The following is a 12,254-nucleotide window of genomic DNA, read 5'->3' as shown; positions in this document are numbered from 1 at the left end:
GTATGCAGCATCTGCAAAATACAAAACCACAAGAGACGTCAGAGAGCGGGGAAGTGATAGTCCTGCCTCCGTTACAGGTTCGCCGTCGTGCGCCCGCGTTTACGCGTCGGATGAATGATTTTTTACAGCGCGTCATCCCGGCGCTGCTCGGTCTCGGCCTGCTGGTGGTGCTCTGGCAGCTGGCGGCGATAAACAGTAAAGGCTTTCCGACGCCGCTCAGCACGCTCGATTCGGCCATGACCCTGTTTGCCGATCCGTTTTATCGCGACGGGCCAAACGATATGGGCATTGGCTGGAACGTGCTGGCGTCGTTGCAGCGCGTCGCCATCGGCTTCGGTCTGGCGGCGCTGGCGGGCATTCCGCTGGGCTTTTTGATTGGCCGCTTCACCTTTTTCTCCCGCATGTTCAACCCGCTGATCGCGCTACTGCGTCCGGTCAGCCCGCTGGCCTGGCTGCCTATCGGCCTGCTGCTGTTCCAGAAAGCGGAGCCTGCATCGAGCTGGACTATTTTTATCTGCTCCATCTGGCCGATGGTCATTAACACCGCCGAAGGGGTGCGCTGTATTCCGCAGGACTACCTCAACGTGGCCCGGGTGCTGCAACTCTCAGAGTGGACCATCATGCGCCGCATTCTTTTCCCGGCCGTGCTGCCTGCGGTGCTGACCGGGGTACGTCTTTCCATTGGCATTGCCTGGCTGGTGATTGTCGCCGCCGAGATGCTCACCGGAGGTTTAGGCATTGGCTTCTGGATCTGGAATGAGTGGAACAACCTCAACGTCGAAAACATTCTCATCGCCATCGTCATCATTGGCGTCGTCGGGTTGCTGCTGGAGCAGGGGCTGATGCTGATCGCCCGTCGCTTTAGCTGGCAGGAAAAATAAGGAGTGAAGATGAAACCGTTAATTCAGGTCCAGGCCGTGAGCCAGCGTTTTTCCACCGCCAGCGGCGAGTTTCTGGCGCTGCAAAACGTCTCTTTTGATATCCACGAGGGCGAAACCGTCAGTCTGATTGGTCACTCCGGCTGCGGCAAGTCGACGCTGTTAAACCTGATCGCCGGGATCACGCTGCCGACGGAAGGCGGGCTGATTTGCGACAACCGCGAAATCGCCGGGCCGGGGCCAGAGCGCGCGGTGGTGTTTCAGAATCATTCGCTGCTGCCGTGGCTGACCTGCTTCGACAACGTGGCGCTGGCGGTAGATCAGGTCTTCCGTCACACCATGAGTAAGGCCGAGCGCAAAGCGTGGATTGAGCACAATCTCGACCGGGTGCAGATGGGCCACGCGCTGCACAAGCATCCCGGGGAGATCTCCGGCGGCATGAAGCAGCGCGTCGGGATTGCCCGCGCGCTGGCGATGAAGCCGAAAGTGCTGCTGATGGATGAGCCGTTTGGCGCGCTCGATGCGCTGACGCGTGCCCATCTTCAGGATTCGGTGATGCAGATCCAGCAGGCGCTGAATACCACCATCGTGCTCATCACCCACGACGTGGACGAGGCGGTACTGCTCTCTGACCGCGTACTGATGATGACCAACGGCCCGGCGGCCACCGTGGGTGAGATCCTGCGCGTCGATCTGCCGCGCCCGCGCAACCGGGTGCAGCTGGCGGACGACAGCCGCTATCACCACATGCGCCAGCAGATCCTCCATTTCCTCTACGAAAAACAGCCGAAAGCGGCGTAATGAGGGGGCACGATGCGACTGGTCATTATCGGTAATGGTATGGCGGCAACCCGGCTGATTGCGTCGCTCACCGGGCGTGTTCCCGGTCGTTTCGCTGTCACCGTCATCGGTGACGAGCCGGAGCAGGCATACAACCGCATCCAGCTTTCGCCAGTGCTGGGTGGCGAAAAGCAGGCGGAGCACATCTGTCTGCACGATGAAGACTGGTACACGGCACGAGGCGTGACGGTGCTGCGAGGAGAAACGGCGCTCGCAGTAGACGTCAACGCGCGTGAAGTGCATACCTCTGCTTGCACGCTGGGCTGGGATGCGCTGGTGTTTGCTACCGGTTCTACCCCTGTTGTGCCGCCGATCCCCGGCGGCGATGCGCCGCATGTGTTCACCTTTCGCACCCTGGCAGAAACCCGCGCCATCCAGAATATCTCCGGGCCGGCGGTAGTGCTGGGCGGCGGCGTACTCGGCGTGGAGGCAGCGGCAGCGCTGGCGCGCAAGGGTGACAACGTCACGCTCGTGCATCGCGGTCCGTGGCTGATGGAACAGCAGCTGGATCAGCAGGCGGGACTGTTGCTGGAAGAGGCGCTGGCGGCGCGGGGCGTTAGCTGTGAACTCGCCTCCGGCATCACCGCCATCGCTGACGATGCCGTGACGTCGCTCGACGGACGCCGCATTGCCGCCACGCGCGTGGTGCTGGCAACCGGCGTGCAGCCCAACGTTGCGCTGGCAAATGCCAGCGGCATTCGCTGCGCGCGCGGCATCGTGGTGGATCAGCAGATGCAAACCTCCGTGCCGGGTATCTACGCCATCGGCGAGTGCTGCGAAATTGACGGCCAGACGTTTGGCCTGGTGGCCCCCTGTCTGGCGCAGGCGGATATTCTTGCCGCGCGGCTGGCCGGGGAGGTCACCGCGCCGTTTACCCTGACCGACAACGGCGTGCGCCTTAAGGTGACCGGCGTGGAGCTGTTCAGCCTCGGGCGCGCGACGGCGCAGGCGGACGATGTGGTCTGGAGTTCATGGGACCCGCTGACCCGTCACTATCGACGTTTACTGATCCATCAGGGGGCGCTGGCTGGCGTGCTGCTGCTGGGTGACTGCCGCAGCGCGGCAACCTTTACCGATTTACTGGCAACGGCTGCGCCCGCCCACGCGGACTGGCTGTTCGATCGTTTCACAACGCAACCGCAGGTTGCAGGACAGAACGCTATGACAAAACCTACTCTGGTGGTGGTTGGGCACGGTATGGTCGGCCATCATTTCCTCGAAGACTGCGTTAACCGCAATTTGCATCAGCAGTATCAGATTATTGTTTTTGGCGAAGAGCGCTATGCCGCCTATGACCGCGTGCATCTGTCGGAATATTTTGGCGGACGCAGCGCGGACTCGCTCTCGCTGGTGGCGGGGGAGTTCTTTGCCGATAACGGCATTGAGCTGCGCCTCTCCCAGCAGATCGTTGCTATCGATCGTGATGCACACGTAGTGCGTACCGCCAGTGGCCATGAGACTCACTGGGACAAGCTGGTGCTGGCGACCGGCTCGTACCCGTTCGTACCACCCGTTCCGGGCAACGATCTGCCGGGGTGTTTTGTCTACCGCACCCTCGACGATCTGGACAACATTGCGGCCCATGCGGCAGGCTCTCGCCGCGGTGTGGTGATTGGCGGCGGCCTGCTGGGTCTGGAGGCGGCGAATGCACTTAAGCAGCTCGGGCTGGAAACTCACGTGGTGGAGTTTGCGCCGAACCTGATGGCGGTGCAGCTCGACAGCGACGGCGCGGCAATGCTGCGCAAGAAAATTGAGGCGCTGGGCGTAGGGGTGCACACCAGTAAATCGACGACGGAGATTGCCACCGCAGACGACGGGCTGGTGCTGCGCTTTGCCGATGGTGAACAGCTGGAAACGGACATGGTGGTCTTCTCTGCCGGTATTCGTCCGCAGGACGCGCTGGCGCGCAGCAGCGGGCTGGTTATCGGCGAGCGCGGCGGTATCTGTATTGACGACGGCTGCCGGACTTCCGATCCGGACGTGCTTGCTATCGGCGAATGCGCGCTGTGGGAGGGAAAAATCTTTGGCCTGGTGGCCCCGGGCTACCAGATGGCGCGCGTGGCCGCCGCTGTGCTGGCGGGTGAGGAGAAGCGCTTCACCGGCGCGGATATGAGTACCAAACTCAAGTTGCTGGGCGTGGATGTGGCGTCGTTTGGCGATGCCCATGGGCGCACGCCGGGCGCGCTGAGCTACCAGTGGACGCACGGGCCGCAGCAAATCTACAAAAAAATTGTGGTCAGCCACGACAGCAAAACCCTGCTGGGTGGCGTGCTGGTGGGCGATGCCAGCGAATACGCCACGCTGGTGCAGATGATGCTCAACGGCATCAGCCTGCCAAAAGAACCGGAAACGCTGATCTTACCCGTATCGTCAGGCAGCGCGCCGAAAGCGCTGGGCGTGGCGGCGCTGCCGGAAAGCGCGCAGATCTGTTCGTGTCATAACGTCAGCAAAGGGGATATCTGCCAGGCGGTAAGCGCGGGCGCAACGGATATCGGCGCCATTAAGCAGTGCACTAAAGCGGCGACCGGCTGCGGAGGCTGTAGCGCGCTGGTGAAGCAGGTGATGGAGTTCCAGCTTGCGGAGCAGGGCGTGGAGGTGAAGAAAGATATCTGCGAACACTTCCCGTACTCGCGTCAGGAGATTTACCACCTGGTGCGCGTCAACCATATCCGCACTTTTGACCAGCTTATCAGCCGCTACGGTCAGGGGCACGGGTGCGAGATCTGTAAGCCGCTGGTGGGATCGGTATTGGCTTCCTGCTGGAACGAGTATCTGCTGAAACCGGCGCATCTGCCGTTGCAGGACACCAACGACCGCTTTTTCGCCAATATTCAGAAGGACGGAACGTACTCCATCGTCCCGCGGATGCCTGCGGGTGAAGTGACCGCCGACGGGCTGATCGCCATCGGCCAGATCGCGAAACGCTATAGCCTTTACAGCAAAATTACCGGCGGGCAGCGTATTGACCTGTTTGGCGCCACGCTCGAACAGTTGCCGGAAATCTGGCAGGCGCTGGTGGAGGCCGGGTTTGAGACCGGACATGCCTACGGGAAATCTCTGCGCACGGTGAAATCCTGCGTCGGGTCGACCTGGTGCCGCTACGGCGTGCAGGATTCCACCGGCCTCGCGGTCAGGCTGGAGCACCGCTACAAGGGCCTGCGCGCGCCGCACAAAATCAAAATGGCGGTCTCCGGCTGTACCCGTGAGTGCGCAGAGGCGCAGAGCAAAGACGTGGGGGTGATTGCCACGGACAAAGGCTGGAACCTCTATCTGTGCGGCAACGGCGGGATGAAGCCGCGCCACGCGGACCTCTTCGCCAGCGATCTGGACGACGAAACGCTGATCCGCACCATTGACCGTTTCCTGATGTTCTACATTCGCACGGCAGATCGTCTGCAACGTACCAGTACCTGGATGGATAACCTGGAAGGCGGCCTCGACTATCTGCGCGAGGTGATCCTCAACGACAGCCTGGGGATCGCCCACGAGCTGGAGCAGGAGATGGCCCGGGTGGTGGAGACCTACCAGTGCGAATGGCAAACCACCCTCAACGATCCTGATCGCCTGGCGCTGTTCCGCACTGCGGTGAACGTCCCCGCCGCGGAGGAGAACAAGCGCTGGCAGGAAATTTGTAATATCGATGAGATCCCGGAGCAGGCGGGCATCGGTGCGCATCTTGGGCGCAAACCGATTGCGCTGTTCCGCTTTGGCAAAAACGTTTATGCCCTCGACGATCGGGAGCCGGGTAGCCGCGCGAACGTGCTTTCACGCGGCATCCTCGGCGATGCGGCGGGGGAACCGGTGGTGATCTCGCCGCTCTACAAGCAACGTATTCGTCTGCGCGACGGCTGTCAGGTGGAGAATGGCGAACCCGTGGTGCGCGCCTGGCCGGTAAAAATTGAAAACGGCAAGGTATGGGTTGGAAATGAAGAGCTGGTGATGCGTGCGGAGGCCTCATGACCGAAACCCGGACAACGTGCCCTTACTGCGGGGTGGGCTGCGGCGTGGTCGCCAGCGCAGACGGTGAAAAGGTGAGCATTCGGGGGGATGAAACTCATCCGGCGAATTTCGGTCGTCTGTGTGTAAAAGGATCTGCCCTCGGGGAAACCACGGGGTTGCAGGGACGCCTGCTGCGCCCGGTGGTCGATGGCCGGGAGGTGGCATGGCCGCAGGCGCTGGGCGAAGCGGGCGAGCGGCTACGGAACATCATCAACGAATGGGGGCCGCAGGCGGTGGCGTTTTATGCCTCCGGCCAGCTGTTGACCGAGGATTACTATGCCGCCAACAAGCTGATGAAAGGCTTTATCGGGGCGGCGAACATTGATACCAACTCGCGGCTGTGCATGTCATCGGCGGTGGTGGGCTACAAACGCGCCTTCGGTGAAGACGTGGTGCCGTGCAGCTACGAGGACGTGGAAAACAGCGATCTGGTGGTACTCGTTGGCTCAAACGCGGCCTGGACGCATCCGGTGCTGTATCAGCGGCTGGTGCAGGCAAAACACAACAATCCGCAGATGAAAGTGGTCGTGATCGATCCGCGTAAAACCGCCACCTGCGATATCGCCGATCTCCACCTCGCGCTCAGACCCGGCAGCGACGCCGGGCTGTTTGTGGGGTTGCTCAATCTGATTCAGGGGCGGGGCGAGTGGCCGATCCCTCGCGTGGCGGCGTTTTGCGATCTGCCTTCAGACGAGATTAGCACCTTCTACGACTGGTTTATCACCGCGCCACGCGCGATCACGCTCTACACCATGGGGATCAACCAGTCCTCCACCGGCAGCGACAAGTGTAACGCCATCATTAACGTGCATCTTGCCAGCGGGAAGTTCAACCGTCCTGGCTGCGGCCCGTTTTCGCTGACCGGACAGCCAAATGCCATGGGCGGGCGGGAAGTGGGCGGGCTGGCGAATCAGCTGGCGGCGCACATGAACTTCGAGCCGGACGATCTTTCGCGCGTGGCGCGTTTCTGGGGAACGGAACGGCTGGCGCAGACCCCGGGCCTGATGGCGGTGGAACTGTTTGACGCTATTGCCCGCGGCGAGGTGAAGGCGGTGTGGATCATGGGCACCAACCCTGCCGTGTCGCTTCCCGACAGCCACGCGGTGTGTCAGGCTCTGGCAGCCTGCCCGCTGGTCATGGTATCTGAGGTGATGCAGGAGACGGACACCAGCCGGTTTGCCCATATCCGTTTTCCCGCCCTGGGCTGGGGCGAGAAAAACGGCACGGTGACCAATTCTGAACGCCGTATCTCCCGCCAGCGTGCCTTTCTGCCTGCGCCGGGCGAGGCCAGACCGGACTGGTGGATAATCGCCCGGATGGCAGACCAGCTCGGTTATGGCGATGCCTTCGCCTGGGAACACCCTCAGGAGATATTTTGTGAACATGCGGCGCTGACGGCGTTTGAAAATAACGGCGAACGGGCGCTAAACCTGCGCGAACTGGCGTCGCTGTCGCGAGAGGCGTGGGACGCGCTGGCGCCTTATCAGTGGCATGCCGGTGATTTCCCGCAAAGAAATCTTGTACCGGTTGATCCTTCCTCGCATGGGGCAGGCGTCGACGAATTGTACCCCTTGATACTGAATACCGGGCGGATCCGCGATCAGTGGCACACCATGACGCGCACGGGGTATGTTCCGCGCCTGATGCAGCATATTGATGAGCCTTTTGTTGAGATGAACGCAACCGATGCGGCGCGCGCTGGGCTGACTGACGGCCAGCTGGCGCGGATAAGCTCCCCGCGCGGGGTGATGGTTGCCAGAGTACGTATCTCCACCGCGCAGCGTGCGGGCGAGCTGTTTGCGCCGATGCACTGGAACGCGCAATTTGCACGGCAGGGGAAGGTCAATGCGTTGGTAGAAGGGCGGATTGATGCTGGTTCCGGCCAGCCGGAGAGTAAACAAACCGCGGTGAGGATCATGCCCTGGCTACCGGCCTGGCAGGGTGAACTGTATGCCCGCGAGCTGCCAGCGCTGCCGCCGTCGGTCTGCTGGTGGCGTAAAGCCTCACGTCTGACGGTGGCGGGGGAGCAGCCGTTGCTGTCGTGGGTCAGGGCGTACGCCAGCGGTCGGGGCTGGCAGTTACAGGTGGCACAGACGGGAGAACGCAGCAGCGTGCTCGCCTGGCATCACGGCGAGCTGATGCTGGGCTACTGGGAGGGCCATACGCTGCCGGCGCTGGCGCATGCGTTTATTGAAGAAGCCTTTGCTGCTGCACCCGTACAACTCGCTGAACGCCATGCGCTGCTGCACGGACAACGGCCGGGCGAAGATGCCGATCCCGGGCGAATTATCTGTAGCTGCTTCAGCGTGGGTGAAAATACGATACGTAAGGCGATAGCCGGAGGCTGTGATTCTGCCGCAGCGCTGGGCGTGAAGCTGCGCTGCGGCACGAACTGCGGCTCCTGCGTGCCGGAGCTGAAAGCGCTGTTGGGATAATAGTGCAAGGGCGTCGGTTGGCGGCTTCGCACCGGTACGAATTTGTAGGTCGGGTAAGGCGAAGCCGCCACCCGACAAATCTTTTCAGGATATTCCTGAAATTTCTGTTAAGACTGGTTTTCAGGGCTTATGGCGTTAACATAATAAGTGTTTGTTCATAAACACAGGTTCTGATTGACGACGTTGAAGGCTGTATCGTCCCGCATCCGTTTTTTGCTGTTACTCCCCCTTTTTACGGCTGGAGCCCTTCACGGTGCGCCGAAATCCTTCGTGCAGCAGGCGCAGAATCCGTTTGATAATAACGGCGATAGCCTGCCGGATCTCGGTATGGCGCAACCGACCACCGAAGGCGAAAAGCATCTGGCTGAAATGGCAAAGGCCTTCGGTGAAGCCAGTATGACCGATAACGGCCTGACGGCCGGGCAGCAGGCGCGACAGTTCGCGTTTGGCAAAGTGCGGGATGCCGTCAGCGGTGAAGTCAACGAGCAGATTGAATCCTGGCTTTCACCCTGGGGAAACGCCAACGTCAATGTACTGGTGGATGACGACGGCAACTTTAACGGCAGCAGCGGTAGCTGGTTTATCCCCTGGAACGACAACACCCGTTATCTGAGCTGGAGCCAGCTTGGCCTGACGCAGCAGACAGATGGGCTGGTGAGCAATGTCGGGATCGGGCAGCGCTGGGTTGCCGGAAACTGGCTGCTGGGCTACAACACCTTTTACGACAACCTGCTGCAAGACAACCTGCAACGTGCCGGGCTGGGCGCAGAGGCGTGGGGTGAAAACCTGCGCCTGTCGGCCAATTACTACCAGCCGTTCGCTGGCTGGCAGCCGCGTTCCGACATCCGCGAGCAGCGCATGGCGCGCGGGTACGACGTAACGGCCAAAGCCTGGCTTCCCTGGTTTCATCACCTGAACACCAGCGTCAGCTTTGAACAGTATTTTGGCGATAACGTCGATCTGTTTAACAGCGGTACGGGGTATCACAATCCGGTTGCGGTCAACCTGGGGCTGAACTATACCCCCGTTCCGCTGGTCACCCTGACGGCTGCCCATAAGCAGGGGGAGAGCGGCGTTAGCCAGAATAACCTCGGGCTGAAGCTCAACTATCGCTTTGGCGTGCCGCTGGCGAAACAGCTTTCCGCCGGAGAAGTGGCGGCGACGCGCTCGCTGCGGGGCAGCCGCTATGATTCACCTGAGCGCGATAATCTGCCCGTGATGGAATTCCGTCAGCGCAAAACCCTCTCGGTATATCTGGCCACGCCGCCGTGGGATCTTAAGCCAGGCGAAACCGTGATGCTGAAGCTGCAAATTCGCAGCAAGCACGGTATCCGGCAGATCCACTGGCTGGGTGATACCCAGGCGCTCAGCCTGACCTCACCGGCAAACGGCAACAGCAGCGATGGCTGGAGTGTGATCATGCCTGCATGGGATGATTCAGAAGGGGCGAAAAACGCATGGCGGCTAACGGCCGTGGTGGAAGATAAGGATGGGCAGCGTGTCTCCTCCAATGAGATCACGCTTTCCGTGGTGCAACCGCTCGTCGCAATGCCTGCCGACGATCCACGGTGGAAGTTGCTGCCGGATGAGTAAGTTAAAAAATGCGCTCCTGATGCACCCAGACGGCGGCTTCGACGCGGGATTTTAACTTCATTTTTTTCAGCATGTGTTTAACATGCACTTTGACCGTGCTTTCGGTGATGTCCAGACGGCGGGCGATCATTTTGTTCGGCAGCCCCTGGGCAATCAGCTTCAGAATGTCACGCTCGCGCGGGGTCAACTGGCTAACGTCGCGGTCAGACGTGGCGCGGTTCGCACGCAGGCTGGCGGCCAGTACCGGCGTTAACGCTTCACTCAGCACCATCTCGCCTGCGGCAGCCTGTTGCAGCGCCTTGAGCAGATCTTCCGGCTCCATATCTTTCAGCAGATAGCCGTCTGCCCCTCGCTTGAGGGCGGTGACCACGTCTTCTTCATGGTTTGAGACGCTGAAGACCACCACCCGGCCAGAGAGGGATTTCTCCCGCAGCTTGTCGAGGGTTTCCAGGCCATTCATGCCCGGCATGTTGAGATCGAGCAAGATCAAATCAGGATCGAGCGATTCGGCAAGTTCAATACCCTGTTCGCCGTTGCTGGCTTCCCCGACGACGGTGATATCTGGCGCCATGCTGACAAGCTGTTTAACGCCAGTGCGCAGCATCGGATGATCGTCAATCAACAGGATAGATGCCGGTTCCTGATTAGTCATGGTTTTCTCCTTGAGCAGTTATGAGGGGCTTTTCGGGTATAAAGGTGACCACTACTTCGGTGCCACCTGACTCTCCCCGGCGAACCTGGCAATCACCGCGCAGGCTTTGCGCGCGGTCTCGCATGATAATTAAACCATAATGGTTCGTTCGTTCGGCATTTTCCGGCACGCCGCGGCCGTTATCCTGAACCCTGAGCTTCACCTGATTATCCTGGCAGCTGACGGTGACCGTAACGGCCGTCGCCTCGGCATGCTTGAGCACGTTGCTCAGGGCTTCACGGGCAATTTGCAGCAAATGGATCGCCTGGTGAGAGGGGACAAAACGCGGTGGCAGCTGGTAATCCAGCTTCACCGGGAAGCCCAGCCGGGCACTAAACTCCTGACAGCTGGACTCCAGCGCAGGGCGCAGCCCCGGCTCGGTGAGCTGCAAACGGAAGGTGGTCAGCAGCTCGCGAAGCTGAACCCACGAGGTGTTAAGCTCGTTGCGGATCTGGCTGAGCAGCTGTTTGCTGCTCTCGGGCATGCCTTCGTCCTGCATTTGCAGGCAGCTCACCTGCATCTTCATGCAGGAGAGGGACTGGGCGATGGAGTCGTGCAGCTCGCGGGCGATGGTGGCACGCTCCTCCATCACGATCAGCTGCTGCTGTTTCTCCTGGTGGCGGTCGAGCGCCAGCGTGGCCGTGAGCTGCTCAACAAGCGTATCGACCAGCTGCTGCTGGTCGTGGCTCAGGTGACGTCCGGCGGGCAGGGTGGCCAGCAAAATACCGTACTGGGTATGGCTGTCCATCAGCCGCCACTTGAGGGTCGTGCCGCTGGTGGTAAGCGGCGGCAAGCCGCGCGGGCACAGATGACACCCTTTATCGTCGCAGGAGATGTCCGACTGACAGGTAAATTCCTGATGGTTTTCCTCATCTTCAACGTCGTAAACCCGAAGCTCAAGATCGCGGAGCAGAGTCAGGTTTTGCAGGCCGTTCAGTACTGGCGAGAGACGTTCGCAAAGCGGTACCTGCATATGCAGGCGACGGTTCGCCTGCCAGAGGAAAGAGAGGATCTCGTTTTTTTGCTCAAGCCCGGCGGTTTTCTCCTGGACGCGTTGTTCCAGTACCGCGTAGCTCTCTGATAGCTCTGCCGACATGGTATTGAGCGCCTCGCCAAGCATCGCCATTTCGTTGCGCCCGCTGATGTGCATGCGCTGGGTAAAATCGCGCTGTGTGACGGCGCGGGCCATCGCCAGGAGCTGTTTCCAGGGGTTAAGCAACCGCGCGCGCAGCCAGATAACCGTGAAAATCAGCAGCAAACCCATAAACAGCGCCATTGCGCGGTGAACCATCACCACACGGTCAATGCGTAACTCTGTGGTGCGATCGAATGAGGAGACAAGATGATCGATGCGTGACACAAACCCGGCGACATCCTGGGCGACCGTTTCCCGGTCTTCCGCCCGCTTTAAGCCGGGCTCCAGCTGGGTATGCCAGTAGCCCTGAAGCGCCTTAAGCTGAGATTGCTGACCGTCACGGATGGCGGCTCTTTCCAGTTCAGGGCTGAATGCGGTACGCTCCATTTCGTCGATAAGCGGTTGGTCAGCCTGCGTCAGCGGCACCGACGCCAGTAGCCGGTAACTCTGCATACGTAGCGAGCCTGCCTCGTTGATGGCATGCGCGTTACCCTGTACACCCTGTACCAGCCAGCCAGAAATAGCCATGCCGGTCACACCGATAGCGGTGGACAGCAGAACAATAAGCGCCAGCTGGTTAACCAGCGTCAGCGGAGATAAACATCTTTTTAACATAGAGTTGCCGGGCTCCTGACGTGACCTGATTGCAGGAATGGCGCTATTCTGGTGCATACCCTGGAGTA

The 12,254-nt window shown here is 60.6% G+C and carries 7 protein-coding genes; 5 read left to right on the top strand and 2 right to left on the bottom strand.

The annotated features are described in order from the left end of the window. The first annotated feature begins 2 nt into the window (after positions 1-2). From ntrB to DD597_RS14140, 5 genes are all read left to right on the top strand, one after another. Positions 3-881 carry a nitrate ABC transporter permease gene (gene ntrB, locus DD597_RS14160; protein ID WP_003856687.1) on the top strand — a complete coding sequence of 293 codons (879 nt, stop codon included), beginning with the start codon at positions 3-5 and terminating at the stop codon, positions 879-881. Positions 882-890: 9 nt separating this feature from the next. Next, the gene (locus DD597_RS14155; protein WP_045336446.1) at positions 891-1,679 is read left to right on the top strand and encodes an ABC transporter ATP-binding protein; all 789 of its coding nucleotides are present in this window, start codon (positions 891-893) and stop codon (positions 1,677-1,679) included. Between the two features lie 12 nt (positions 1,680-1,691). Continuing rightward, on the top strand, positions 1,692-5,678 hold the full coding sequence (gene nirB / locus DD597_RS14150) for a nitrite reductase large subunit NirB (RefSeq protein WP_129256321.1): 3,987 nt from the start codon (positions 1,692-1,694) through the stop codon (positions 5,676-5,678). Further along, complete coding sequence (locus DD597_RS14145) at positions 5,675-8,152, top strand: nitrate reductase (protein WP_032609435.1); 2,478 nt, start codon at positions 5,675-5,677, stop codon at positions 8,150-8,152. Before nirB ends, DD597_RS14145 begins: the two co-directional genes overlap by 4 nt. A 174-nt stretch (positions 8,153-8,326) precedes the next feature. After that, positions 8,327-9,745, top strand: a complete 1,419-nt coding sequence (locus DD597_RS14140; protein WP_129256320.1) for a YchO/YchP family invasin — start codon at positions 8,327-8,329, stop codon at positions 9,743-9,745. Between the two features lies 1 nt (position 9,746). Here DD597_RS14140 and narL read toward each other — a convergent pair whose 3' ends face one another. Both narL and narX read right to left on the bottom strand, forming a co-directional pair. Continuing rightward, the gene (gene narL, locus DD597_RS14135; protein ID WP_003856701.1) at positions 9,747-10,397 is read right to left on the bottom strand and encodes a two-component system response regulator NarL; all 651 of its coding nucleotides are present in this window, start codon (positions 10,395-10,397) and stop codon (positions 9,747-9,749) included. Then, positions 10,390-12,186: a nitrate/nitrite two-component system sensor histidine kinase NarX gene (gene narX, locus DD597_RS14130; RefSeq protein ID WP_129256319.1), complete on the bottom strand. Its 1,797-nt coding sequence runs from the start codon at positions 12,184-12,186 to the stop codon at positions 10,390-10,392. The genes narL and narX overlap by 8 nt, the downstream gene beginning before the upstream one ends. Between the last annotated feature and the right edge of the window lie 68 nt (positions 12,187-12,254).

The sequence above is a fragment of the Enterobacter cloacae complex sp. 677-3DZ2D5B genome, assembly GCF_004136695.1.
In the GTDB taxonomy this organism is placed as follows: domain Bacteria; phylum Pseudomonadota; class Gammaproteobacteria; order Enterobacterales; family Enterobacteriaceae; genus Enterobacter; species Enterobacter hormaechei_C.
This window is presented reverse-complemented; position numbering and strand designations above follow the sequence as displayed.